This is a genomic window from Rhizobium mongolense USDA 1844 (assembly GCF_000419765.1).
Taxonomy (GTDB): Bacteria; Pseudomonadota; Alphaproteobacteria; order Rhizobiales; family Rhizobiaceae; genus Rhizobium; species Rhizobium mongolense.
Window position 1 is genome coordinate 261,059 of the sequence record NZ_ATTQ01000007.1, and the last position, 24,985, is coordinate 286,043.

A 24,985-nucleotide genomic window follows, 5' to 3' on the forward strand; every position below is an offset into this window, starting at 1 on the left:
TCTATAGTTTAAGATACAGCGATTGTTTCAAGCGCCGCCGGGCAGGGCGGCAGTAAGGTGAGAAGTATGGCTGGCAGCGTGAACAAGGTAATTCTGATCGGAAACGTGGGCGCAGACCCCGAAATCCGCAGGACGCAGGATGGCCGCCCGATTGCCAATCTTCGCATCGCGACGTCCGAGACGTGGCGTGACCGCAATTCCGGCGAGCGCCGCGAAAAAACCGAGTGGCACACCGTCGTCGTTTTCAACGAAGGTCTCTGCAAGGTTGTCGAGCAATATGTGAAGAAGGGCGCCAAGCTCTATATCGAAGGCCAGCTCCAGACCCGCAAATGGCAGGACCAGAACGGCAACGACCGCTATTCGACGGAAGTCGTGCTACAGGGGTTCAATTCGACGCTGACGATGCTCGACGGCCGCGGCGAAGGCGGCGGTGCGAGTGCCGGCGGCGGACGCGGCAGCAGCAATGATTTCGGTGGTGGCGGCAATTACGGAGACGATTACGGCGCCCCGGCGCAGCCGTCCGGTCGCAGCAGCGGTGGCGGCGGGAATTTCTCGCGCGATCTCGATGACGACATCCCGTTCTGAGAAGAAGCACCTCTTTAAGAACCGCTGCTTGTCAGCGGTTTTTTATTGGAGTTTCTCAGCAGAAGCGTTCGGCGCGAACGATGTTCCGGCGGTTACGGCGTCATTGCGCCGGAACTGTCAGAATGGTCCACGCGACGCCGATTGCAGCAGAAATCGCCAATGTCGCAATCACCGAAAGCTTCAGGTGAAAGATCGCCAAGGCGGCAAACACCGTTAGTACCAGCGACGGCCAGATGAGCGAGGCTGGAACCGGGACATCGATTGAAACCGGTCCCCAAGAGGCAGTGCGCACGTCGGAAAAAAGGACATGGACGCCGAACCAGATCGCAAGGTTCAAGATCACGCCAACGACGGCAGCCGTGATGGCTGACATCGCTCCGGTCAGCGCAGGGTCGCCGCGCAGCCTTTCGATGAACGGCGCTCCGAGGAAGATCCAGAGGAAGCTCGGAATGAAGGTCACCCATGTCGTCAGGACGGCGGCAAGTGTGGCAGCAAGCATTGGATCGAGCGACCCAGGGTTCCTATAGGCGGCCATGAAGCCGACGAACTGGACGACGCTGATCAACGGTCCCGGGGTTGTCTCGGCCATGCCGAGACCATCCAGCATTTCGCCCGGTTTCAGCCATCCGAAATGCTGGACCGCTTCCTGAGCGACATAGGCAAGGACCGCGTAAGCGCCGCCGAATGTCACGACAGCCATTTGGCTGAAGAACAGCCCGACCTGCGAGAAGACACTGCCGGATCCCACTGTCACCAGTAACAATGCGACTGGCACAAGCCAGGCAGCCGCAAGGCTGCCGGACACTCGCAGCGACCAGGCGAGGTTCGGCCGGGCGTGGAGCGGTGTATCTTCGCCGAGGAGGGAATCGCGATCTTCGAGGATATCGCCTGAACCGCCTTTGTGTCCGCCGCCCACCTCGAACAAGGGCGATCCCGCGCGGCCGGCGAGGAAGCCAACGATGCCAGCTGTGATGATGATCAGCGGGAACGGGACGTGGAGGAAGAAGATTGCGATGAAGGCGGCGGAAGCGATGCCTATCATCACGTTGTTTTTAAGCGCTCTGCTTCCGATCCGGAACACCGCCTGCAGCACGACCGCCAGCACCGCCGCTTTCAGGCCGAAGAACAGGCCGGCAATAAAGCTTACGTTTCCATAGGCGGCATACACGTAGCTCAGCCCAAGGATTGAGATGAAGCCCGGAAGCACGAACAGAGCTCCGGCGATCAGGCCGCCAATCGTCCTGTTGAGCAGCCAGCCGATATAGATCGCCAACTGATGGGCCTCTGGCCCCGGAAGCAGCATGCAGTAGTTGAGCGCATGCAGAAAGCGATGTTCGCCGATCCATCGTTTTTCGTCGACGACGATGCGGTGCATGACGGCGATCTGTCCCGCCGGTCCACCGAAACTGAGCGCCGCAACCCTTGCCCACACTTTCGCCGCCTCACCAAGAGGGACAATATCGCAGCTCGCCGGGGCGTCCCGTTCCATATCCATTATTTCGACCACATCACTGCGCCCGCCTCGGGTTGGGCCAATTATGGGTCTCGTCAGTGGCGTCGCGGCACCAGCGGTAAAACGCGTCATAGAGCGTCAGACCGGCGTCGAGTTGCTGCAGGTCATCAGTGAACATGCGCGAAAGCCCGAGCGAAGCGGCGAGCAGACCGGCGGCTTCCGGCGCGAGATCGAGCCTGGCAGTATCAGCGCCGCGAATAATGGTGGCGAGATGCAGCAGTGGTTTGGAAGTGAGATTGAATTCCTCGATCATCACGTCGAAGGTGCAGCGTTCGCCGCGATGGCTCCAGAAAACGTCTTCGATATCGAAAGGCGTCGCGCCGAAACGGTCGGCGACGGCCGATACTTCCGATGCCGGAACGAACAGGAAGACGGCATTGGGATCGACGAAACGCTTGATCAGCCAGGGGCAGGCGATCCGGTCGATCTTGGGACGGGCCCGCGTCACCCAGACCGTACGGCCCCGCGGGTCGCGTGCCGGCAGCTTGACATAGGGCACCGCCTGGCCACCGGCCTGCAGCCACGCCTCGAATCCCCCTTCGAGAACTTCCGCGTCCGTTCCGAAATGGCGAAGATAAGCGGCCACGCCATGACTGAGCTTTTGCCCCCTCTGGCACACGATGACAGCCGTGCCGGCAACCTCGTGGCTCCATTCGCTGACATCGGTGTGACGACGCCGGACCGACCCCGGCACGAGCCGTGGGTCGGCGGAAAAATCCTCGGCCGTGCGGACGTCGATAATGACGGGCGCATTCGGCGTTCCGATGATGCGGTTGAGCTTGTCGGATGAAATTTCTAGAAATGACGGCATGACGCGTCCTCCGTTGTGCGGGTTATCGGACGCGATACTTCAGCTGTCGCCTCGTGGGGTGATCGCGACCCCAGACCCAATCATGTGCTGCAGGCCCGCGGGAAGTCAAGCGCTGTTGGTGTGCCTTGCGGCGGCGCACTTTTCAACTGACAGCCATCGCCGCCTTCACGCCGTCCACGACGAACTGTGCTGCAAGTGCCGCCAGGATGACGCCGAGCAGGCGGGTGAGGATCGCCCGGCCGGTCACGCCGAGGAAGCGGTCGAGGCGGTCGGCGATCAGCAGCGCCGCCAGCATCAAGAGAAGATTGCCGGCAATGACGATGAGAAGCTGCGCCCGCTCGACGGAGGTCGGCAGCGAGCCCGCAAGCAGGATTGTCGCCGAGATCGCGCCGGGACCGGCAATGAGAGGAAGGGCGAGCGGAAAGACCGCGATATTCTGGATGTGATCCTTGGTGATCGCCACTTCGCTGGTCTTTTCCTTGCGGTCCTGCCGTCTCTCGAACACCATTTCGAAGGCGATCCAGAAAAGCAGCAGCCCGCCGGCGATGCGGAAGGCGCCGATGGAAATGCCGAGCACCCCGAGCACGCTTGCGCCGAACAGCGCAAAGATGGCGAGGATGATGAAAGCGATGACGGAGCTGCGCAGCGCTACCTGCTTGCGCTGGCTGCGGCTCATGCCGGTGGTCAGTCCCAGAAAGATCGGCACAAGTCCGGGAGGATCGATTGTGACGAGCAGCGTCGTGAAGGCGTTGATCAATTGGTCGGCGCTTGCCATCGTCTCTCCGAAACGCCATATGAAGGCTCGATTTATTCGCGATTGTGGAGCGAGGTTTTTCATTTGGCAAATGACCGGCGGTGGGGCGGCGCTAAAAGCCGTCGAAATCGCCGGATTGCCGCCCTTCCGCCGCAAAGTCTGTTCAAAACCCCGGCTCAAATTGGCGCCGGGCAAGGCTTTCCGCTATAAATCTTTCAGTGATTCTACAAAGAGATCGTGATCTGTTTTGACTGAACAAACACCCCCAGGTGGCGGGAAGCTCCCGCCAGGCATCGAGCCCATCTCCATCATGGAGGAAATGCAGCGGTCCTATCTCGATTACGCGATGAGCGTCATCGTCAGCCGCGCGCTTCCGGACGTGCGCGACGGCCTCAAGCCTGTGCACCGGCGCATCCTCTATGGGATGTCCGAGCTCGGCATCGACTGGAACAAGAAATACGTCAAATGCGCCCGCGTCACCGGTGACGTGATGGGTAAATACCATCCGCACGGCAATGCTGCGATCTACGACGCGCTCGCCCGTATGGCGCAGGATTGGTCGCTCCGCCTGCCGCTGATCGACGGCCAGGGCAACTTCGGCTCCGTCGACGGCGACCCGCCGGCGGCCGAACGTTACACGGAATGCCGTCTACAAAGGGCGGCCCATTCTCTGCTTGACGACCTCGACAAGGAAACGGTCGACTTCCGCGACAACTACGACGGCACGCTCTCCGAGCCCGTCGTGGTGCCGGCGAAATTCCCGAACCTTCTGGTCAACGGGGCAGGCGGCATTGCCGTCGGTATGGCGACCAATATTCCGCCGCACAACCTGACCGAAGTCATCAACGGCTGCATCGCGCTGATCGATGATCCGGCGATCGAACTGCCGGAGCTCATGCAGATCATTCCCGGTCCGGATTTTCCGACTGGTGCGAAAATCCTTGGCCGCGCCGGCATCCGCTCGGCTTATGAAACCGGCCGTGGTTCCGTGATCATGCGCGGCGTTGCCGCGATCGAGCCGATGCGAGGCGACCGCGAGCAGATCATCATCACCGAGATCCCGTATCAGGTGAACAAGGCGACGATGATCGAGAAGATGGCTGAGCTGGTGCGCGAAAAGCGCATCGAGGGCATCTCCGATCTCCGCGACGAATCCGACCGCCAGGGCTATCGCGTCGTCATCGAGCTGAAACGCGATGCCAATGCCGAAGTCATCCTGAACCAGCTTTATCGCTACACGCCGCTGCAGACCTCCTTCGGCTGCAACATGGTGGCGCTGAACGGCGGCAAGCCGGAACAGATGAACCTGCTCGATATGCTCCGTGCTTTCGTCTTTTTCCGCGAGGAGGTCGTTAGTCGGAGAACGAAATTCCTTCTTCGCAAGGCGCGCGAACGTGCGCATGTCTTGGTGGGTCTCGCGATTGCGGTCGCCAATATCGATGAAGTGATCCGCGTCATCCGCCAGGCGCCCGATCCGCAGTCCGCGCGCGAAGAGCTGATGACGCGCCGCTGGCCCGCGGAAGATGTTGAAAGCCTGATCCGCCTCATCGATGATCCGCGCCATCGTATCAACGAGGATATGACCTATAACCTCTCGGAAGAGCAGGCGCGGGCAATCCTCGAGCTCCGTCTTGCCCGCCTGACAGCGCTCGGCCGCGATGAAATCGGCGACGAACTCAACAAGATCGGCGACGAGATCAAGGATTATCTCGATATCCTGTCGTCCCGCTTCCGCATCCAGACGATCGTCAAAGACGAGCTGACATCGGTTCGCGACGAATTCGGCACACCGCGCCGCACCGAGATCGTCGACGGCGGCCTCGAAATGGACGACGAGGACCTTATTGCCCGCGAGGACATGGTCGTTACCGTTTCGCACCTCGGCTACATCAAGCGCGTGCCGCTGACGACCTATCGCGCCCAGCGCCGCGGCGGCAAGGGCCGCTCCGGCATGACGACGCGCGACGAAGATTTCGTTAGCCGGCTATTCGTGGTGAATACCCACACGCCGGTCCTCTTCTTCTCCTCGCGTGGCATCGTCTACAAGGAAAAGGTCTGGCGGCTGCCGATCGGCACCCCGACCTCTCGGGGCAAGGCGCTGATCAACATGCTGCCGCTGGCACCTGGCGAACGCATCACCACGATCCTGCCTTTGCCGGAGGACGAGGAGAGCTGGGAAAGCCTCGACGTCATGTTCTCGACGACACGCGGCACCGTTCGCCGCAACAAGCTGTCAGATTTTGTCCAGGTGAACCGTAACGGCAAGATCGCCATGAAGCTCGAGGAGGAGGGCGATGAAATCCTCTCCGTCGAGACCTGCACTGAACATGACGATGTTCTGTTGACGACGGCGCTCGGCCAGTGCATCCGCTTCCAGGTCGATGATGTCCGTGTCTTTGCGGGCCGCAATTCGATCGGCGTGCGCGGCATCAACCTCGGCAACCGCGACCGCATCATCTCGATGACCATCGTCGGCCATGTCGATGCCGAACCTTGGGAGCGTGCTGCCTACCTCAAGCGTTCCGCTGTTGAACGCCGCGCCACCGGCGTCGACGAGGAGGATATCGCCTTGGTCGGCGAGGAAGTCACCGAAGAGGGACTACTGACAGACGAGCGCTACGAGGAACTGAAGGCACGCGAACAATTCGTGCTGACAGTATCGCAGAAGGGCTTCGGCAAGCGGTCGTCTTCCTACGACTTCCGCATCTCCGGCCGCGGCGGCAAGGGCATTCGCGCCACCGATACCTCCAAGACGAGCGAGATCGGCGAACTCGTCGCCGCATTCCCGGTCGACGAGGGCGACCAGATCATGCTGGTCTCGGATGGCGGGCAGCTGATCCGCGTCCCGGTCGGCGGCATCCGCATCGCCAGCCGCGCCACCAAGGGCGTGACGATCTTCTCGACCGCCAAGGATGAAAAGGTCGTCTCCGTCGAGCGCATCAGCGAGCCGGAAGATGACGGCGAGGAGGTTGGCGAGATCGTCAACGAAACGCCGATCGAAAGCGGCGAGGCGCCTCCTGCAAGGGAAGAATAATTCAAACCAGGCTTTGGTTGAGAACCGGGCGGCCCCTGCCGCCCGGTTCTTTTTTGCGCTGATCCGATCGTTTCGGAAAGCTCCGACGGCATTCTCGTCGAAACGTCGCGCTACGATCGTTTCAGCCCACACTTTTTCGGATGTCGTCAAAGCAGTAGGCACGATCCGCAAAATTGCCGGCAATGAGGAAACCGTGGTGTCGTTCGCGGTGCTGCAGGACGATCAGAGGCCACCGCGCGGCGAGCTGATCGCGCGTTTCCCGCATGGGTTTGAAAGCGACCGGCTGCTTGTCTGAAGATTGCCGATCTCGCACAATTGCTGCGCGACAGGCCGATTGCTGATCCCTGCATCGAGTATATATTCGATTCCTAACAAGGAAGGTGGCCATGGCAGTGGCTTCACGGATCTCGAAGACGGGGACGCATTTGCAGGATCCATCCTCGCGATGGTCTTCCTGCTGGGCGCCCCGGCTGCCATGGTCTTCTGTCCGCCGGGTGAGAGACCGGTCGCGCTGGCCGGAGAGCGTGAAGATCCTGCGCTGGGCACTGCATTCGTCGTCGTGACCGGCGAAAGTCCTGATTATGTGCGCGGGCTCTACGCTTGCGGTGTCTTGATGGTGCTGCGTTTCCGCAAAAGCGGCTGGCCAGCCTACCGGCCGGCCTGAAACCATCCAAAGAAAAAGCCGGACGCGGGGACGGCGTCCGGCTTTTTGAATGGCCCCGAGCGCTGGAGGGGAAGGCGCTCAAGGGCAGGGGAACTCAACTCAGAAAGTGCTGTGCTTCTTCTCGTCGAACGCCTTCACTTCTTCGCTTTCGCGGCGAAGCGCGGAAACGGTTGACGCCACTGACACGATAAACATGACGCTGATGAGAGCGGTAAGAACAGTCAAGATCGTGAACATGGGCAATCCTTTCCGAAGTTGCGTTCACGTTCCTCAGTACTGGCTTATGATGGCCGTACGGGCCGAAGCATAAGGACCATATACCTTGGACGTATCGGTCTTCTGGTCATAGAGTGCGACAGTTGCGGTAAGCATTCCCGTGATCATTGCCATCCAGAATACATTGATGATGGTAATCTTGTCGGGCATCTTGTTTTCCCTTCGTGCAGCGTATCGCATCTACGCTTCGGTTAAGTGAACGTATCCGTCTAAAAATGGTTCCGGCGGATGTTGGCGTGTCGTTTAGCAAGCCCGGTCTGAAGCGACCTTGAATGCCTTGTTCATCTGGCGTTCAGATTCGGGAGTAGGTTTCAACGCGCCCTTCCGAGCTGCCGCATGATGGCGTGATGCTCGGTGACTTCGGCGCGCACCCAGCGCATCTGATAGCGGTCCTGCAGGTAGCCATATGCCAGCTCCGCAAGTAGGGAGAGAACGACGGCAAGGGCGAGAAGCAGGATCAGCATGTCGATATCTTTCGGAAGTGTCCGATGCTGGTGGCATCGGCTGCGTTGATGTTTCCGATTATGCGCATCGCGTCTGAAACCGCGTTGAACGCGGCATTCATCCACCGTTCAGCAGGGCGGCAAATGACTTGCGGGATGCGGGTATCCATGACAAAAGGCATCGAACAAAACGGCCGGGTCCTATGACGACTGCTTTTTATCCGGGGTCCTTCGACCCGCTCACCAACGGACACCTGGACGTGCTCGTCCAGGCGCTGAACATCGCTGAAAGAGTGATCGTTGCGATCGGCATCCACCCCGGCAAGGCGCCGCTGTTTTCCTTCGAGGAGAGGGCGGAGCTGATCCGAAACGCGCTTGCCGAGGCCATGCCGCAGAAAAGCGGCAGCATTTCCGTCGTCTCCTTCGACAATCTGGTCGTGGATGCTGCGCGCATGCATGGCGCGGCGCTGCTCATCCGCGGCCTTCGTGATGGCACCGACCTCGACTACGAAATGCAGATGGCGGGCATGAATCGGCAGATGGCACCGGATGTGCAGACAATCTTTCTGCCGGCAGGGACGGCCTCGCGGCCCATTACCGCCACATTGGTCCGTCAAATCGCGGCCATGGGCGGCGACGTCAGCGCCTTTGTGCCGGCCGCCGTTTTGAAGGCCCTTCGATCCAAGCGCAAATCTTGAGGCGTTTTCCGCCGCAACGGAGCTCACATGAAACTTTTCTATATTGCATTTGCCGGCGTGCTTTACCTCGCCTCCTTCGCTGGCGACGTGTTTGCCCAGGCCAATCACACGCTGACGATCCAGCTCAAGGATGGTCCCGTCGTGGTCCAGCTGATGCCTGACGTGGCTCCCAAACACGTTGCGCAGATCGAGGCTCTGGCGAAGAAGGGGGCCTATGACAACGTGGCCTTCCACCGCGTTATTGACGGCTTCATGGCGCAGACCGGCGACGTGCAGTATGGCAATATGTCAAAGGGCTACGATCCTAGCCTTGCGGGCACCGGCGGCTCCGATCTGCCGAACATTCCGGCCGAATTCTCTAAGAAGCCGTTCGTGCGTGGCACGGTGGGCATGGCGCGTGCCCAGGATCCGAATTCGGCAAACTCGCAGTTCTTCATCATGTTCGCGGACGGCTCCTTCCTGAACGGCCAGTACACGGTGGTCGGCACGGTCGTCTCCGGCATGGAAAACGTCGACAAGATCAAGCGCGGCGCCGGCCAGAACGGCGAAGTAAGCGATCCCGACCGCATGGTCAAAGTCACCGCCGGCAAGTAATTTCGTGAAACGAGGAGAATGAAAATGGCCGAGATCAAGGATCCGGAAAACACCGTTATCCTGGAAACCACCAAGGGCAAGGTTGTCATCCAGCTGCTGCCGCAAGTGGCCCCCGAGCATGTCGCCCGGATTAAGGAGCTTTCTCGCGAGAAGGCCTATGACGGTGTCGTCTTCCATCGCGTCATCCCCGACTTCATGGCGCAGACCGGCGACGTCCAGTTCGGCAAGAAGGGCGGCGAGAGCTTCAACCCGGGCCGCGCCGGCATGGGCGGCTCGTCGAAGCCGGACCTGAAGGCCGAATTCTCAGCGACGCCGCATGTCCGCGGCACCTGCTCGATGGCGCGCTCGCAAAATCCGAACTCGGCAAACAGCCAGTTCTTCATCTGCTTCACCGATGCGCCGTGGCTGAACAAGCAATACTCGGTCTGGGGCCAGGTCATCGAAGGCATGGATGTGGTCGACACGATCAAGAAGGGCGAACCGGTCAGCGATCCGGACTCCATCGTCTCTATGCGGGTTGCCGCCGACGCCTGATTGTGATTTCTGCTGAAACCCGCCCTTGCGCGAAGGCGCCGGGCGGGTTTCGCTTTGCCTGAAAGTGCCCGATGCGCGTAGACCTTTTCGATTTCGACCTTCCGGATGAACGGATCGCCTTGCGGCCCGCCGAGCCGCGCGATAGCGCGCGCCTGCTCGTCATCGATCCGCATGCCCAACCGGTTCTCGGCGACCATGCCGTCAGCGACCTGCCGTCTTTCCTGCGGGCAGGTGATGCGCTTGTCTTCAACGACACCAAGGTCATTCCCGCGCAGCTCGAGGGCATCCGCCATCGTGAAGGGGCAGGCGGCCAGCAGGTCTCGGCGACATTGCATATGCGCGTCGGCGCGAGCCGCTGGAAGGCTTTTTCCAAGCCCGGCAAACGCATTAAGATCGGCGATCGTATCGCCTTCGGCCACGACGGTGAAAGCTGCTTCCTCGGCCAGCTCGATTGCACCGTCGAGGAGAAAGGCGAGGGCGGTGAAGTCACCCTTGCCTTCGATCTTTCCGGCCCGGCGCTGGACGAGGCAATCGCCGCCGTCGGCCATATCCCGCTGCCGCCCTATATCGCAGCCAAGCGTCCGGACGACGTGCGCGACCGCACCGATTACCAGACGATCTATGCCCGCGAGGAAGGCGCCGTCGCAGCGCCCACCGCCGGCCTGCATTTCACGCCACGACTTTTTGAGGCCATCGACAAGGCTGGCGTCGAGCGCCATTTCGTGACGCTGCATGTCGGCGCCGGTACCTTTCTGCCGGTCAAAGCCGATGATACCGACGACCACAAGATGCATCTCGAAAGCGGCTATGTCAGCGCCGAGACGGCGGCAAAGCTGAATGCCGTCAAGGCGAGGGGCGGGCGCATCATTTGTGTCGGCACGACATCGCTACGGCTGATCGAAAGCGCGACCGCGGACGATGGACGAATCCGTGCCTGGGCGGGCGCCACCGGCATCTTCATCACGCCCGGCTACCGTTTCAAGACAGTCGATATCCTGATGACCAATTTCCACCTGCCGCGCTCGACGCTCTTCATGCTGGTTTCGGCCTTTGCGGGGTTCGAAACCATGCAGGCGGCATACAAACACGCCATTTCGACAGGTTACCGCTTCTATTCATACGGGGATGCGAGCCTTCTTTTCCGGAAAGACAGATGACCGAGAATTTCCAGTTCACGCTCAGAAGGACCGATGCAGGCGCCCGCCTCGGCGAGATCTCAATGCCGCGCGGCACCATCCGCACGCCCGCGTTCATGCCCGTCGGCACGGTCGGCACTGTCAAGGCCATGTATCTCGACCAGGTTCGCGAAACGGGCGCCGACATCATTCTTGGCAACACCTACCACCTGATGCTGCGCCCGACGGCAGAGCGCGTGGCGCGCCTCGGCGGCCTGCACAGCCTCATCCGCTGGGAACATCCGATCCTGACCGATTCCGGCGGCTTCCAGGTCATGTCACTTTCAGGTCTTCGCAAGCTCGACGAGCAGGGCGTCACCTTCAAGTCGCATGTCGACGGCAGCCTGCATCACATGTCGCCGGAGCGCTCGATCGAAATCCAGGGCCTGCTCGGCTCCGATATCCAGATGCAGCTTGACGAATGCGTGGCGCTTCCGGCCGAACCGCGCGAGATTGAACGCGCAATGGAGCTTTCGCTGCGCTGGGCTGAACGCTGCAAGGTCGCCTTCGGCAACCAGCTGGGCAAGGCGATGTTCGGCATCGTGCAGGGCGGTGACATTCCCGCACTCCGCATTCGCTCGGCCGAAGAGCTGGCACAGCTTGGTCTTAAGGGCTATGCGGTCGGCGGTCTTGCGGTTGGCGAACCGCAGGAGGTCATGCTGAAGATGCTCGAGGAAACTTTGCCGGTGCTGCCCGGCGAAAAGCCGCGCTACCTCATGGGCGTCGGCACGCCCGATGATATCCTGAAATCGGTTGCTCGCGGCATCGACATGTTCGACTGTGTGATGCCAACCCGCTCCGGCCGCCATGGCCTGGCTTTTACCCGCCGCGGCAAGGTCAATATCCGCAACGCTCGCCACGCGGAGGATGTGCGTCCGCTCGACGAGCAGTCGAATTGCCCGGCCTCGCGCGATTATTCGCGCGCCTATCTGCACCATCTCGTCCGCGCCAACGAGGCGCTCGGCGGCATGCTGCTCTCGTGGCACAATCTCAGCTACTATCAGGAACTGATGCAAGGCATCCGCACGGCGATTGCCGCGGGTCGCTTCGCCGATTTCATGGCGGAAACCCAGGAGGAATGGGCAAAGGGCGATCTCGAGCGCGCTTGAGGCCGATGGTCTGCCGGCTGTCGGCGCGAGCCAGGGCGCGCCGCGCCTGACGATCTTCAGGCCAGGTCCAGATCACCGTCGGGATGCTGGTCCTGTTGTCGGTGCTGTGCGGATTTCTCCTGCATCCGGCAGCTTTTGCATTCGCCGGCCTTCTCGACGCCGCGCTCGCATGTTTTCCCGGATGCCTTGGAACAGGATCGGCTGAACCGCCGTCAAATGCCTTTGCTGTCGGTGTTCGGCACGATCTGCACGCCGTTGATCTTGTAGTCGCCGTCGGGCTGCCGCATCATCTGGTAGATCGCCGTCCAGTCCTTGCCGTCGCGACCGGATATCAGGACCTCGTGATAGATCATCGCGCCGTTATCGATGGAGCGGCTGCGGCCGAAGGCATAGTTCCCGGGATGATAGACGGGTTCGTAGCTCTTCTTCACCATCGCAAAGAAGACGCCCTTGTCCGGATACATCGCTTTAATGCCGGGCGCTGCAAAGGAATAGGCCGTCTCCGCATCATCCTTCAGGAAGGCCGTAATCTGATCCTCGATGATATGCCGCGTCGTCTCGACCGAATCTTCTGCCCGCGCCGGTATCGATACAAAGATCAAAGCAGCACACAGCGCAGACACCGAGTAAAAAGCGCGCATGGATTTCTCTCCGGCGATATAAAGCGGAGTGTAGAGTACTTTGCGGATTTGGAAAGTGGGGCAGTTGCTGCGTTCATGCAGACTGTCAGCTCGCACGGCGTCCTCCACCGTCGAATCCTTGCGCTTTCACCTTGCACCTGTGTCGAAGAGCGAAAGCGTCATTCGTTCTCTGTTCGCAGCAGCGAGTTGGTGTGCCGCCAGCAATGGCGGCCTCGATGGAAGCAAGCGCGGCCGCACGCCCTTTGAATTGGGAGATCTTCGGCAGTCATGCTGGCTCCTTGGTGAAATCCGGCATACCATCGACGCGGCGACAGGCAAGCGGCTCGATCAGCCTCGCCGTCTCTGCGCCATCAGAAACACCGCCAGTACAAAACACATGAGGCCAAGGGACGACGGCAGCCCTTGATGTCCGATCAGTTGCATCGCTAGTCCTGTCGCAGGCGAGCCCACGATGCCGCCGATACCCCATACGAACGCGAAGGCCGCGTTTCCGGCGATCAACGCTTGACCGATGAAACGCTCGCCGAGATGGATCAGCGACATGGTGTAAATCCCGAACGAGACCCCGCCCCAGACGAAAACGAGCGGCCAGATGAGCCATGCGTTGAAGAGCGACGGCAGTAGCAGGCAGCCGGCCAGCGAAGCCAGGGCACAGAATAACATGGTCCGCGTCGAGCCGAACCGTTCGGCCACGCGTCCGAGCAAAATCTGCATCACGGCATTGCCTGCGGTGAAACAGGCGATGAGCGAAGCGATGCGCGCATCGGCACTGCCAAGCGCGGCACCATAAACCGTGAACAAGGAAATCACGACTTGCTCGAAGGCCGCAGCAGTGAAAACCGCGAACAACAGAAGGGGTGCCTGTGCGAAGAATCCGCCGACCGATGTTGCCTCGCCTTCATGCGGCATCTTCGGCAGGCGCGGCACGACCGCAAGCACGATCAGGCCGCAAAGAGGGAAGGCCACAATGCCAATGATGAAGGGCGGCCAGCCCTGTGTGCCGACAAGGCCGAGCGACAGCGGGCCGATGGCGAAGCCACCCGAAACGATCGATGAATAGAGGCCCATGATGCGGCCCCGGCGTGGCGCGGGCGTGATCGCGATCAGCCAGGTTTCGCTGATTACGTAAAGCGGATTGGCGAAGAAGCCGAGCAGGAAGCGCAGAGGCATCCAGGCCCAGACCTCCTGGGTCCAGGCAATCGCGATCAGGATGAGCGCGGCGAGGGTGGAACAAAGGATCGCAAGCCGCGCCGCGCCCACGCGCCTCGCCAGCGTCGGAATGAAGGGCGCGGATACAATGAAACCCAGCGGCGTCATCGCCGCCGACAAGCCGATCAGACCGGGCGTCGTCTCCTGCCGCTCGAGGATGAAGCTGAGCAGGGGATAGGTCAGTCCCTGTGCCACGGCGAACACCGTGACGGTCGCGATGATGCCCGCCATCGCGGCCCGTGAGATCCGATCCTCTCGCGGGGATGTCGTGGCGTGCAAGTGCCGGCAAACCGTTGCGGCCCTCGGAAACTCGCGATCCGGTGTCATTGCAGCGCTCGCCTTATCGTTGCCAGAAGGGCTTGGCGATCTCTGCCTCGACCTGCCGCCTCGTCAGACCGATATCGTCGATCAAGTGGGGATCATCCTTCGACTTTTGCTCAAGTTGCCAGCGAAAGCGTTTCCGCTCGTCCCAGGTCGCGATAACGCTTCGCAGGGCTGCCAGGCTGTAGGTCCGACGCCGCACTTCCGCCAGTCCCACGGAGGGAAAATCGTTCATAGCAACCTCCATATGGTTTGACGGCCAAGAGCCCTCGACCTGAAGAGGATGAATTCTGCAGGATACGAACAGCGCCGTAATTAAGCTCTCCCAAATAGTTCCAAAAACTTCAAAACGGGCTATAGATGCGCCGCATGCTGGGATCGCGCTTTGCCTTTGGTCCGTTCGTGCTTGATCCGGGTGCGGGAACGCTCCTTCGGAATGATGATCCCGTTGCTGTCGGCTACCGCGGACTAAAGCTGCTTGCGGCGCTCGTCGGACGGCCTGGCGAAATCCTGAGCAAGGCCGAGTTGATGGACGCGGCATGGCCGGGCACGGCCGTCGAGGAAGGCAACCTCACCGTCCAGATCGCGCAGCTCAGGAAGCTGCTTGGTCCGACCGCCAATGGGGGGGAATGGATCGCCACGGTTCCGCGGGTCGGCTACCGCTTCACGGGGCTAATCGAACACCTCGGTGGCGCGAAGCGAAAACCTTTGCCGCTGCCCGACAAGCCATCGATAGCCGTGCTGCCCTTCGTGAATGTCAGCAACGATCCCGAGCAGGAATTCTTCGCGGATGGGTTGACCGAAGACCTGATTACCGACCTGTCCAGGATCTCCGGCCTGTTCGTCATCGCACGCAACTCGGCCCTTGCTTACAAGGGAAAGGCGATGGATGTGCGCGGGATCGCTGAGGACCTCGGCGTGCGCTACCTCCTGGAGGGGAGCGCAAGACGTGCCGCGGGGCGCGTACGCATCAACGCCCAGCTGGTCGACGCGGTGAGTGGCGATCATCTATGGGCTGAACGCTTCGATCGCAGCCTGGACGATATCTTTGCCGTTCAGGACGAGGTCACTGGCAAGATCGTCGAGGCGCTGCTCGGCCGGCTGCGCGCACCGCCGCCGCGCAATCGACCCAAAAATCTCGAGGCTTACGATCTCTGCGTGCGGGCGCGCAAGCTGATGGACGACTCGCCGCAGACGGCGCGGGAAGCGCATCTGATGCTGACGCGCGCGGTTTCGCTCGATCCCGAATATGCCGAGGCCTATCGCTGGCTTGCCGTGAACCACTGGATGGGATGGGTACATAGCGGCGGACCAACAGAAGCTGCCCGCAGCGACGCTTTGGAGCTGGCGCGCAAAGCTGTAACACTCGATCCCAACGATGCTGGCTGTCGCTGGATCCTTGCTTACTTGCTTGCCTATGAGCGCAGCTTCGCCGAGGCGGACGCGGAATTCGCCAAGGCGATCGAGCTCGACCCGAACGAAGCCGACACGTGGGCCGCGTTATCCGACATTACGGTCCTGGCCGGGCGGGTCGAGGAGGGCCTTGAGCACATCCGCAAGGCGTTCCGGCTGAACCCGCTTCCGGCAAGCTGGTACTATCTGACGCTCGGCCAGGCGCAATATGCGGCCGGTGAATACGAAGCCGCTGTCGAGACACTGCGTCGGGAAGAGACTTATCGTACAAGCTCACGCCGTTTCCTGGCGGCAAGCCTTGCCCAACTGGGCCGGCTCGACGAGGCGCGCGCAGAGGTCGAACTGTTCCTCGTCGGCAACCCGCATTTCACGACCCATCACTGGGCCACGACAGAGCCATTCCGCGACGCTGCGACGCTCGAGCATTTCGTTGATGGCTACCGCAAGGCCGGTCTTCCGGAGTGACCCTCCCAAACGGCCATTAGATCCGAGGACTGCTGTAACGGGGCCCGCGCACCCGTTCTGCGACCTATTGCTCAAAGCGGCTCGTGGCGTCACGATCGCGGTCGTATCGTCTCGTCATCGGAAACGGCGGCAACCAGGACTCGCGACGGACGATCCAGCTTTCGTAGGTTGGCATCAGCTGGTCAGTTGCATCCAGGGATCCCAGGTTCACTTCGATTTCGTCTGCGGTGCGCGCGAAAACGGGCGAGCCGCAGCGGGGACAGAAAAACCGCCCGGCGTAGTCTCTTGCTTCGCCATCGATCGTCACCGCATCCTGAGGGAAGATCGCGGAAGCGTGAAAAAGAGCCCCATGATGCTTGCGACAGTCGAGACAATGACAAAGGCCGACTCGGTATGGGAGTCCCGACGCCACAATTCGGACGTTGCCGCAGAGGCAACCGCCAGTGAATCTGTCCATGCTGCGTCTCCTCTAAGTCAAACGGTCGGACCCGCCTCGATCTGACCGGCTGGTCCGGGTTGCAAGGCAGCTCGGGGAGGGCGCTAGCGACCACTAACATTGCCAGCAATTTCGTATTGCTCTCAACCGAATTTATCCGAGTGGCATTCGCTCGAATTTCTGCAACGAGGAATCAATCGTGTCCCACCCATGGCCGCGGATGGTGTATGTGACCACCTGCGGGTTGAATTGGCCAGGGTCGTCAAGGCTGGTCGCGGGGACCGCAATCAGCTCCGGCATTGCGACAAATGTCAGATGGACCGGCGTTCCACAGGTCGGGCAGAAGGCGTGGACCTTCTCGTTCCCGCTGTCGCCCGCTACCCGCCAGGTGTTCGCGTCGCCCGTAATCGTCACATCGGCTCGGTGGGGGAAGGTCAGGTATGATCCATGCCCCGTGCCACTTCGTTTCTGGCAATCGCGACATTGGCAGTGGTTCTCGAAGATAGGTTCGCTACTCGTTTCATAGCGGATCGCGCCGCACGCGCATCCGCCGGTATAGGTCTTGGTCACTGTCATTCTCCCGCTGGCAGACTTGTTGATGGGCACCGCAAGGGATCAGGCCGATTTTGGCTTGGCGAAAAGGTCAATGCCGCGGCCAGTTTCCAGGAAGGATTTCAGGCTGGACAGGACGGCCGGCCAACCTTGTTTGATACCTTTCGCCATCCCGCTGCCGGCTTCGAGCTCGTCATGGGTGACGGTCAGCCGGACCATGGTGTCGTATTCCTCGATCGCGAACGTCACCCGGCTGTAGCTTGCCGGGTCGGAGGCCTGCGAAGCATTCGCCCAGGTGATGACGAGACGGGTCGGCGGCGAGACCTCAATGACCTTGCCGACGAGTTCGACAGTCCGTTCATCGTTGGCACGGATATGTTCCCATTTCGATCCTGGCTTCCAGTCGGAGACGTTCTCGTGGCCCCAGTATCGCCGTGCGACGTCCGGTTTCGTTATGGCCTCGAACACCTTTTCCGGGGTCGAGAGAATATAGGTCACGTATACAAAGCTGGTCGTCTCTTTGGTCATTGTTACCCTCCTTCGAGTTCATTCTTGAGATCATGCAGCAGGCTGAGCCGCTGATGTTCGAATTTCCGCACCCACCGTTCGTAGACCTCGTGGAGCGGCACGGGGTTGATGAAATGCAGCTTCTCCCGACCGCGCCTAACCGTGCTCACTAGATTGGCCGTCTCCAATATTCCGAGGTGCTGCGTGACGGATTGCCGGGCCATGTCCAGGTTGTCGCATAGCTGGCCGAGCGTCTGCCCATTCTTCTCACAAAGAAGGTCAAGCAGCTTTCTGCGTGTCGGGTCGCCCAGCGCTTTGAAAACCTTGTCGGCGTCCATCGGTCTCACTCGAATGTGAAAACCATAATATGCAGGCGTTTACCTGCCTGTCAAGCGCAGGTATTTACCTGCATCTCAATTGGCAACGATCGAAGGTGATCGAGCATCGAGCGGCATGGGGCAGGGATTGCAGCACCTCAATCAGTCGGTCACGTCCGCCGCTGCTTGCGTGATCGCCACAGGCCAGCATCCACCATCCAGCTGCGCAATGTCTCGCGCGACACACGCAATCCATCTCGGGCAGCAAGCTTCTCGGCCGCCAGCGTGGACCGAAGTCCGCATACCGTTCGCGAACCAGCGTCACGCCGTAATCCCGAACACCGTCACTGATCCGGTTGTTCGACGGCCTGGACAACGCTCAGGCGCTCGTCACGGATCTTCTGGATGACTTCGAGGCGATGCAATTCCTTCTGCGACATGGTGATCAAACAGGACATGACGACTCCGACCGCTCATGGCTCGACCAGGCTTAAGGTCGTCATCCTTGCTCCCAACGTTGGCTTTGACCAGTGCGTCGAGAGGCGAGACCGTCGCATCTCTAACCGGCCTATGTGTCGCATCACTAAATAGCCCTTACACCCAATGATCGCATAAGATAGATTATGGAACATATCAGAGCCGATGAGCGAAGGCTGACACCTGTAAGAACGGAGAAGAAGAACTGGCACAAACGGTCGTGCCAGAATAATCTTGTAGCGTGATTGGCTCCACCAACGAGGTCCGCTCCCGCATTTTGCATCGTGGTTACGATAGCCAACACTGCGGGCGAACACGAACTACAAGCATCGATCGCTGCGGCCATTCACCGAAAGCGCTTAGTCGTCTGTTCCACAGCGGCACCCAGAAGGCTCGGTATACGCGACAACGCTTCTTGGGTCGCTCGTTTGCGTCTGTGTTGAGACGCGTCGAGGCAATCAAACGCCATAAACCGCGTCCTACGCCACTTAAGAGCGAGCGTTCATGTTGTTATCGGGAGGCAGTTCTCCTAAAAGGAGGTCTCCCACCGCACTAGCTCCGGAGCCACAACATGCACATCGGACCGCAGCAGCGGATTTATGTCTGCTTCTTCCTGTTCGCTGTTTCGATGGGCGCTATGCTGTCGCGCCTTCCGGACATTCAAGACGCCCTCCAGATTGACAAATCTGAACTCGGTTTGACGCTAATTGGAGCAGCGGTCGGCGCGTTGGTTTCACTAACGTTTTCGTCCCCCATCGTGGCCCGCCTCGGCGCACGCACCACCGCTTTTCTTACCGTGTTGGGAACGTCCGCGTGTCTTGCTCTTGTGCCTTGGGTGAGTACTGCTCCTTTAGTTTTCGGCATTCTTCTGTGCGAAGGACTGCTGGCAGGAGCGTTGGAGATTAATCTCAACGTCGAGATTGACCGCATCGAGGCGCAGCTTGGACGGGGCGTGATGAACCGGGCACATGGATTCTGGAGCCTTGGCTTTTTCGTCACAGCCCTGGTTTCGGCCGCAGTCCGCCAGGCCGGCGTATCAACGCAGCTTCATCTTGGATTGACGTTCGGGTTTGTCCTGATCGCGGGTACGATAGTAATCGCTGGCATGCGCAATGCCCCTGCAAGAGCGGCGCTTGATCATGCAGACGCGGGGCGTATCGCGCTTCCGACAGTTGCACTGCTTCCTCTTTGCGTCATTGGTATCGCCGCATTCCTGGTCGAGGGCGCGGGCATTGATTGGTCGGCGATCTACATGCGCGATGTCTTCCAATCCGAACCGTTCGTCGGAGGGCTGGGCCTCACGCTTTTCACCTTCTTCATGGCTTTGACGAGGTTGTTTGCGGATCCGTTTGTCGATCGCTTCGGCTCCCGGACGGTCGCGTTGACACTGCTCCTCGTGTCGGCCGTCGGGCTTTGCGCGGTGTGGCTTGCTCCGCATCAATATGTCGCCCTTGTTGGATTTGCGCTCATGGGCGGCGGTTGTAGCGTGGTATACCCCCTTGCCGTTTCTGCAGCGGCGCGGCGCTCGGACCGAGCCTCCCACCTCAATGTCGCGGCGCTGGGCCAGATGTCGTTTGTCGTGTTCTTCCTCGCCCCACCGCTTCTCGGTTTTGTGGCGGAGCACGCTGGTATCAGGACAGCCTACCTTGTATGCCTGCCAGTCATACTTTCCGCTTTAATATGTGTTCGGTCCCTCTCCGCTCGCCGCCGATTGGCTGCTGTCTAAATGCACTATGGAAACTGCTCCGTTGGCATTTACTGGGATATAAACACCTGCCCAGCTATGCGGCCACAAACGGCGCGGCCCCGCCGTCCGTCGACAGCCCTGCTCCGCGCCGGCGAGTTCGTACGGGGCACCAAACGTAAGTCCCCACCTGGTGGGCGCTGATCGATCTCGGGGACGCTAGACGGCAGAATGACCTTGGGGTCGTGTTGCGCTGCTGTCGAGATCTTGGATGGGTGGATCCGACCAGGATGCCGCTGCGGAGGGGCAGCGACCCTCACTGTGTCATCTGATCTCCAGGCGCCGAAAAGATGGGAGCCTACGCTCCCGGTCGGTTCAACCGGCGATGCCTGCCGTCTCCGGTTGACCGTCGAGGTAGTGATCCTGACTAGGTCTTTTGGGCTAGTTGCCTTGGCTGTTGAGTGTGACAGTTTACTCGGAACGAGGAAAGTATCGAGAGACAGCGCTCCGCTGCGTCGTGCGTCCAGATGGTAAGATCACTCGCTCGGGGCGATGCGCCGGCAAGCCAAGGAGAAGAGGATAATGACCGCGACCGACGCGCATTTCCAGGGAGACATTCCCGCGATCTACGAGCAGTTCCTCGTGCCGATCCTGTTCGAAGGATACGCCTCGGATTTGGCGGCCCGCGTCGCGAGCTGCCATCCTGAATGTGTTCTGGAAGTCGCCGCAGGATCGGGGGTGCTGACACGGGCCATGGCGGCCAGGCTTGCGCCGGAGGTCCAAATCGTCGCTACCGATCTAAACCAGGCGATGCTCGATATTGCAGCGAAGAAAGGCGTTGGCCGCCAGGTCGAGTGGAAACAGGCGGACGCACTTGAGCTGCCCTTTGAGAGCGCAAGCTTCGATGTTGTCGCCTGCCAGTTCGGCGTCATGTTCTTTCTGGACAAGCAGCGCGGTTATGGCCAGATACTAAGGGTGCTGAAGCCTGGAGGAACGTTTCTTTTCAACACCTGGGCCTCGCTTGCCGAGAACGAAATTGCCCGCACCGTTTCCGAGGCAATCGTCGCGGCCTTTCCCGACGACCCCACGCGTTTTCTCGAACGAACGCCGCATGGCTATTACGAGCGAGAGACGATCGAGACCGATCTCAGGCACGCGGGCTTCCGGAAAGTGACGATCGAAACGATAGACATGGCCGCGCATGCGCCCTCGCCGCGCGACGTCGCCATAGCATTCTGTCGGGGTACGCCATTGAAAATGGAGATCGCCGCACGCGCTGCCGATGACGAAAAGGCTGTTCAAGCGGTCGCCGCCGCGTTCGAACAGCGCTTTGGCAGCGGACGGATTCAGGGAAACCTACGTGCTCATGTCGTTATCGCCGAGGTTCGCTAGCCGGTGCCGCAAAATACCGGTCACTAATCCGTGCCCAGGTCGTGCCAGATCGCTCGGAGCTCATCCACTTTGACCTCGAACTGCATCTGATCATAGGCGGGTTCGACGTGTTCGGGTGTCTCGGCCATCACGGTGTCGTAGTCGAGCGGCGTATGCATATGCGTCAGGATCGCCCGCTTCGGCTTCAGCCGCCCGATCCAGTCGAGAGATTGCTCAAGCGACAGGTGGCTCGGATGATAGCGGTATTGCAGCGCGTCGATAATCAGGATGTCCAGATCCTGAAGTTTTGCGACAGTCTCCGGCGGAAAGTCGCTGATATCGCTGCAATAGGCGACATCACCGATTCTAAAGCCAAGCGAATGTATGTCGCCGTGCTGCTGCAGATGCGGTCGGAATGAAATCGTGCCTCCAGCGCCGCTGATGGCGATAGGCGTCATGTCCTCGATCAGGATCGGTTCGACGATCGGCGGATAATTGCTGCCGGGCGGCGTTTCGATGCAATAGCCGAAGCCCTGGCGGATGCGGTCCATCGTGAACGGATTGGCATAGATCGGCACGCGCTGCTGTGCGTTGTGGAAATAGCCGCGCAGATCGTCGATGCCGTGAATGTGGTCGGCATGGGGATGCGTGTAAAGCACAGCATCGATGTGCTGCACCCTGGCGGCAATCATCTGCTCGCGGAAATCCGATCCGGTGTCGATGACGACGGTCGTGACCCCGCCGTTGTCGTCGTATTGCTGCACCATAAAGGCTGCACGCGTACGGCGGTTCTTCGGATTGGCCGGATCGCAGGCGCCCCAATCGCCGGTAATGCGCGGCACGCCGGGCGACGACGCGCAGCCGAGAATGGTGAAGCGCCGCCGGTAGCTCACGCGGCTAGACCTTCGGCATCTTCGAGAAGAGCCGGAAAGCATTCTCGGTGGTGATCCGCGCCATCTCTGCATAGCTGATGCCGAGCGTTTCAGCCAGAACCTCGGCGGTGTTCACCACATAGGACGGCTCGTTGCGCTTGCCGCGCCAGCGCTTCGGCGCAAGGTAAGGCGCGTCGGTTTCGACCAGCAGCCGGTCGTGCGGGACTGTTTTTGCGATCGCCCGCAACTCCTCGGATTTCGGAAATGTGAGGATGCCAGAGAAAGAGATGTAGCCGCCGAGTTCGACGCCGGTTCGGGCAAGCTCGGGACCGGCCGAGAAGCAATGGAGAATAAAGGGGAAGGCCCCCTTCCCCGTTTCTGACGTCAGGATTGCCGCCATGTCCTCGTCGGCACTGCGGCTATGGATCACAAGCGGCAACTGTGTTTCGCGCGCGGCAGCGATATGGCGCAGAAAGCCTGTCTTCTGGTTTTCTGGCTTCTGCGTGTCGTAGAAGTAATCGAGCCCGGCTTCACCGATCGCGACGACCTTCTCATGTTCCTTGGCGAGGCGCACGAGATCTTCGGTCTGAATGTCGAGCTCCTCATCCGCATTGTTCGGATGCGTGCCGACCGAGCAGAAGACCGAGGGATATTTCTCGGTGATCGCGAGCAGCTTTTCGAGTTTCCGCACCCGCGTCGAGATCGTCACCATCTGCTTCACACCTGCCTGGCGAGCGCGTGAAACGATATCGTCTCGCTCCTCTTCGAAATCGGCGAAATCCAGATGGCAATGCGTATCGATCAGCATGGCAGACCCTCAGGTTTCCGGCGCCACATAGCGCGGGAACACAGGCTTTGGGGCCTCCAGCGGCGTTCCGGGAACAAGGCGTCCGGCTTCGCCCAATGCCGCGAAACCGCGCTTGTCGGCTGGCGCGGCAACGAGGTCGAGCAGCTTACCTGCCGATTCCGGCATGAACGGCTGCAACAGGATCGCGATCTGGCGGACGACTTCAGCGGTGACATAAAGCACGGTGCCCATCCGCGCCGGATCGGTCTTCTTCAGCGCCCACGGCTCCTGGCTTGCAAAATAACGGTCGGTTTCCGAAACGACGGCGATGATGGAAGCGAGCGCCCTGTGGATCATCTGCTTGTCCATGTCCTCGCGCGTCGACGCGAGCAGCGCATCGGCCTGCGCCAGCATCGCCTTGTCCTCGTCGGTCAACGGTCCGCATTCCGGTATCTTGCCGTCGCAATTTTTGACGATCATAGACAAGGAGCGGCTCGCGAGATTGCCGATGCCGTTCGCAAGGTCGGAATTGATCCGCGTGCCGATCGCCTCTTCGCTGTAGCTGCCGTCCTGGCCGAAGGAAACTTCGCGCAGGAAGAAATACCGCACCTGATCGAGACCGAAATGGTTCACCAGGTTGACGGGATCAACGACATTGCCGAGCGACTTCGACATCTTCTCGCCCTTGTTGAGCAGGAAGCCATGCGCAAAGACCCGCTTCGGCAGCGGCAGCCTGGCCGACATCAGGAAGGCGGGCCAATAAACCGCATGGAAGCGGATGATGTCCTTGCCGATGACATGAATGTCGGCCGGCCAGTACTTCGCCCTCGGGCCGTTCGGATCCTGGAGATAGCCGGTCGCCGTGATGTAGTTGGTCAGCGCGTCGACCCAGACATACATGACATGCGACGGATCGTTGGGCACCTTGATGCCCCAGTCGAAGGTCGTGCGCGAAATCGAAAGGTCCTTCAAGCCGGACTTGACGAAGGAAACCACTTCGTTGCGCCGTTCGGCAGGACCGATGAAATCGGGATTGTCCTCGTAGTGCTTGAGGAGCTTGTCTTGGTATTCGGAAAGCCTGAAGAAGTAGCTTTCCTCTTCCACCCATTCGACGGGCGTGCCCTGCGGCCCGTAGCGCACGCCGTCGGCGCGGAGCTCCGTCTCGTTCTCCTGGTAGTAGGCTTCGTCGCGCACAGAATACCAGCCGGCGTAGGAATCCTTGTAGATGTCGCCGTTTTCCGCCATCAGCTTCCAGATGTCGCTGGAGGCTTCGTGGTGGCGGGGTTCCGTCGTGCGGATGAAATCGTCGTTCGAGGCATTCAGAAGCTGGGCCATCGCCTGGAACTCGCCGGAGTTGCGCTCGGCAAGCTCCTGGGCGGTAATTCCCTCCGCGCGCGCCGTCTGCTGCATTTTCTGGCCGTGCTCGTCGGTGCCCGTCAGAAAGAAGACATCACGGCCATCGAGGCGCTGGAAGCGCGCCATGGCGTCGGTCGCGATCAGCTCGTAGGCATGGCCGATATGCGGCTTGCCGTTCGGGTAGGAAATCGCGGTTGTGATGTAGAAGGGCGTCTTGTCTGTCATGGCGGCCATCGTGTCGGGCTTACTCTCTCGAAATATCAGCCGCTCTTAGCGCATGTCATGAAGAAGAGAAACACTAAGTTTCGAAACCGCTTATGATTTGGCGGTTTGCCGAAGCGCTGAGCTTGACTCGCTTTCTGCCACATTCTAGGCCTTGCGAAACTG

At 60.4% G+C, this 24,985-nt stretch carries 27 protein-coding genes and 1 pseudogene; 11 read left to right on the forward strand and 17 right to left on the reverse strand.

Annotation, left to right across the window (positions count from 1 at the left end):
- Positions 1 to 66: 66 nt before the first annotated feature.
- Complete coding sequence (locus A3C3_RS0115925; protein ID WP_022715584.1) at positions 67 to 585, forward strand: single-stranded DNA-binding protein; 519 nt, start codon at positions 67 to 69, stop codon at positions 583 to 585.
- Positions 586 to 685: 100 nt separating this feature from the next.
- Here A3C3_RS0115925 and chrA read toward each other — a convergent pair whose 3' ends face one another.
- The 3 genes from chrA to A3C3_RS0115940 all read right to left on the reverse strand — a co-directional run bounded on the left by chrA (position 686) and on the right by A3C3_RS0115940 (position 3,684).
- A complete protein-coding gene (chrA, locus tag A3C3_RS0115930) occupies positions 686 to 2,080 on the reverse strand; it encodes a chromate efflux transporter (RefSeq protein ID WP_051154479.1) in 1,395 nt (464 codons plus the stop codon).
- A gap of 13 nt (positions 2,081 to 2,093) precedes the next feature.
- On the reverse strand, positions 2,094 to 2,909 hold the full coding sequence (locus tag A3C3_RS0115935) for a chromate resistance protein ChrB domain-containing protein (RefSeq protein ID WP_022715586.1): 816 nt from the start codon (positions 2,907 to 2,909) through the stop codon (positions 2,094 to 2,096).
- Between the two features lie 142 nt (positions 2,910 to 3,051).
- Entirely contained in the window at positions 3,052 to 3,684 is a 633-nt protein-coding gene (locus A3C3_RS0115940) for a MarC family protein (protein ID WP_022715587.1), read from the reverse strand.
- A 226-nt stretch (positions 3,685 to 3,910) separates the two neighbouring features.
- Between A3C3_RS0115940 and gyrA the strand changes: the two genes are divergently transcribed.
- Both gyrA and A3C3_RS0115955 read left to right on the forward strand, forming a co-directional pair.
- Positions 3,911 to 6,697, forward strand: a complete 2,787-nt coding sequence (gene gyrA, locus A3C3_RS38525; protein ID WP_022715588.1) for a DNA gyrase subunit A — start codon at positions 3,911 to 3,913, stop codon at positions 6,695 to 6,697.
- Positions 6,698 to 7,142: 445 nt separating this feature from the next.
- Positions 7,143 to 7,361, forward strand: coding sequence for a hypothetical protein (locus tag A3C3_RS0115955; RefSeq protein WP_051154480.1), 219 nt, complete (start codon positions 7,143 to 7,145; stop codon positions 7,359 to 7,361).
- 99 nt (positions 7,362 to 7,460) lie between these two features.
- Here A3C3_RS0115955 and A3C3_RS46115 read toward each other — a convergent pair whose 3' ends face one another.
- From A3C3_RS46115 to A3C3_RS47060, 3 genes are all read right to left on the reverse strand, one after another.
- Positions 7,461 to 7,598 carry a hypothetical protein gene (locus A3C3_RS46115; RefSeq protein ID WP_022715591.1) on the reverse strand — a complete coding sequence of 46 codons (138 nt, stop codon included), beginning with the start codon at positions 7,596 to 7,598 and terminating at the stop codon, positions 7,461 to 7,463.
- A 33-nt stretch (positions 7,599 to 7,631) separates the two neighbouring features.
- The gene (locus A3C3_RS45285; RefSeq protein ID WP_145611842.1) at positions 7,632 to 7,817 is read right to left on the reverse strand and encodes a hypothetical protein; all 186 of its coding nucleotides are present in this window, start codon (positions 7,815 to 7,817) and stop codon (positions 7,632 to 7,634) included.
- A gap of 131 nt (positions 7,818 to 7,948) precedes the next feature.
- Entirely contained in the window at positions 7,949 to 8,101 is a 153-nt protein-coding gene (locus A3C3_RS47060) for a hypothetical protein (protein WP_233450634.1), read from the reverse strand.
- A 182-nt stretch (positions 8,102 to 8,283) separates the two neighbouring features.
- Between A3C3_RS47060 and coaD the strand changes: the two genes are divergently transcribed.
- The 5 genes from coaD (at position 8,284) to tgt (ending at position 12,190) form a co-directional block, all read left to right on the forward strand.
- The gene (gene coaD, locus A3C3_RS0115975; protein ID WP_022715593.1) at positions 8,284 to 8,778 is read left to right on the forward strand and encodes a pantetheine-phosphate adenylyltransferase; all 495 of its coding nucleotides are present in this window, start codon (positions 8,284 to 8,286) and stop codon (positions 8,776 to 8,778) included.
- A 27-nt stretch (positions 8,779 to 8,805) separates the two neighbouring features.
- Complete coding sequence (locus A3C3_RS0115980; RefSeq protein WP_022715594.1) at positions 8,806 to 9,372, forward strand: peptidylprolyl isomerase; 567 nt, start codon at positions 8,806 to 8,808, stop codon at positions 9,370 to 9,372.
- Positions 9,373 to 9,396: 24 nt separating this feature from the next.
- Positions 9,397 to 9,906 carry a peptidylprolyl isomerase gene (locus A3C3_RS0115985; protein ID WP_022715595.1) on the forward strand — a complete coding sequence of 170 codons (510 nt, stop codon included), beginning with the start codon at positions 9,397 to 9,399 and terminating at the stop codon, positions 9,904 to 9,906.
- Positions 9,907 to 9,977: 71 nt separating this feature from the next.
- Positions 9,978 to 11,063, forward strand: coding sequence for a tRNA preQ1(34) S-adenosylmethionine ribosyltransferase-isomerase QueA (queA, locus tag A3C3_RS0115990; RefSeq protein WP_022715596.1), 1,086 nt, complete (start codon positions 9,978 to 9,980; stop codon positions 11,061 to 11,063).
- On the forward strand, positions 11,060 to 12,190 hold the full coding sequence (gene tgt, locus A3C3_RS0115995) for a tRNA guanosine(34) transglycosylase Tgt (protein WP_022715597.1): 1,131 nt from the start codon (positions 11,060 to 11,062) through the stop codon (positions 12,188 to 12,190). The genes queA and tgt overlap by 4 nt, the downstream gene beginning before the upstream one ends.
- A 212-nt stretch (positions 12,191 to 12,402) precedes the next feature.
- Here the strand turns inward: tgt and A3C3_RS0116000 are convergent, their stop codons facing one another.
- The 3 genes from A3C3_RS0116000 to A3C3_RS0116010 form a co-directional block, all read right to left on the reverse strand.
- Entirely contained in the window at positions 12,403 to 12,831 is a 429-nt protein-coding gene (locus A3C3_RS0116000) for a DUF4864 domain-containing protein (RefSeq protein WP_022715598.1), read from the reverse strand.
- Between the two features lie 327 nt (positions 12,832 to 13,158).
- Positions 13,159 to 14,367 (reverse strand): MFS transporter, encoded by a 1,209-nt coding sequence (locus tag A3C3_RS0116005; protein ID WP_022715599.1) that lies wholly within the window; start codon positions 14,365 to 14,367, stop codon positions 13,159 to 13,161.
- Between the two features lie 13 nt (positions 14,368 to 14,380).
- Complete coding sequence (locus A3C3_RS0116010; RefSeq protein ID WP_022715600.1) at positions 14,381 to 14,596, reverse strand: DUF1127 domain-containing protein; 216 nt, start codon at positions 14,594 to 14,596, stop codon at positions 14,381 to 14,383.
- Between the two features lie 134 nt (positions 14,597 to 14,730).
- Here A3C3_RS0116010 and A3C3_RS0116015 point away from each other — a divergent pair, with 134 nt between their 5' ends.
- Positions 14,731 to 16,239 (forward strand): winged helix-turn-helix domain-containing tetratricopeptide repeat protein, encoded by a 1,509-nt coding sequence (locus A3C3_RS0116015; RefSeq protein ID WP_028739696.1) that lies wholly within the window; start codon positions 14,731 to 14,733, stop codon positions 16,237 to 16,239.
- A gap of 64 nt (positions 16,240 to 16,303) precedes the next feature.
- On the opposite strand, the gene A3C3_RS0116020 is transcribed toward A3C3_RS0116015, so the two are convergent.
- From A3C3_RS0116020 to A3C3_RS43685, 5 genes and pseudogenes are all read right to left on the reverse strand, one after another.
- Positions 16,304 to 16,696: a GFA family protein gene (locus tag A3C3_RS0116020; RefSeq protein ID WP_022715602.1), complete on the reverse strand. Its 393-nt coding sequence runs from the start codon at positions 16,694 to 16,696 to the stop codon at positions 16,304 to 16,306.
- A 132-nt stretch (positions 16,697 to 16,828) separates the two neighbouring features.
- Positions 16,829 to 17,245 (reverse strand): GFA family protein, encoded by a 417-nt coding sequence (locus A3C3_RS0116025; RefSeq protein ID WP_022715603.1) that lies wholly within the window; start codon positions 17,243 to 17,245, stop codon positions 16,829 to 16,831.
- A 45-nt stretch (positions 17,246 to 17,290) separates the two neighbouring features.
- A complete protein-coding gene (locus A3C3_RS0116030; protein WP_022715604.1) occupies positions 17,291 to 17,755 on the reverse strand; it encodes an SRPBCC family protein in 465 nt (154 codons plus the stop codon).
- A gap of 2 nt (positions 17,756 to 17,757) precedes the next feature.
- Positions 17,758 to 18,072, reverse strand: coding sequence for an ArsR/SmtB family transcription factor (locus A3C3_RS0116035; protein WP_022715605.1), 315 nt, complete (start codon positions 18,070 to 18,072; stop codon positions 17,758 to 17,760).
- A 152-nt stretch (positions 18,073 to 18,224) separates the two neighbouring features.
- Positions 18,225 to 18,430: pseudogene (locus A3C3_RS43685) on the reverse strand (ISNCY family transposase); the annotation flags it as partial.
- A gap of 669 nt (positions 18,431 to 19,099) precedes the next feature.
- Here A3C3_RS43685 and A3C3_RS0116045 point away from each other — a divergent pair.
- Both A3C3_RS0116045 and A3C3_RS0116050 read left to right on the forward strand, forming a co-directional pair.
- Positions 19,100 to 20,254, forward strand: a complete 1,155-nt coding sequence (locus tag A3C3_RS0116045) for an MFS transporter (RefSeq protein ID WP_022715607.1) — start codon at positions 19,100 to 19,102, stop codon at positions 20,252 to 20,254.
- Positions 20,255 to 20,794: 540 nt separating this feature from the next.
- Positions 20,795 to 21,604: a class I SAM-dependent methyltransferase gene (locus tag A3C3_RS0116050; RefSeq protein ID WP_022715608.1), complete on the forward strand. Its 810-nt coding sequence runs from the start codon at positions 20,795 to 20,797 to the stop codon at positions 21,602 to 21,604.
- A gap of 23 nt (positions 21,605 to 21,627) precedes the next feature.
- Here the strand turns inward: A3C3_RS0116050 and A3C3_RS0116055 are convergent, their stop codons facing one another.
- Genes A3C3_RS0116055 through metG form a run of 3 tightly spaced genes read right to left on the reverse strand, consistent with a single transcriptional unit; the run spans position 21,628 to position 24,823 of the window.
- Positions 21,628 to 22,476 (reverse strand): MBL fold metallo-hydrolase, encoded by an 849-nt coding sequence (locus A3C3_RS0116055; RefSeq protein ID WP_022715609.1) that lies wholly within the window; start codon positions 22,474 to 22,476, stop codon positions 21,628 to 21,630.
- Positions 22,477 to 22,480: 4 nt separating this feature from the next.
- Complete coding sequence (locus A3C3_RS0116060; protein WP_022715610.1) at positions 22,481 to 23,263, reverse strand: TatD family hydrolase; 783 nt, start codon at positions 23,261 to 23,263, stop codon at positions 22,481 to 22,483.
- 9 nt (positions 23,264 to 23,272) lie between these two features.
- A complete protein-coding gene (gene metG / locus A3C3_RS0116065; RefSeq protein ID WP_028739697.1) occupies positions 23,273 to 24,823 on the reverse strand; it encodes a methionine--tRNA ligase in 1,551 nt (516 codons plus the stop codon).
- Positions 24,824 to 24,985 lie beyond the last annotated feature (162 nt).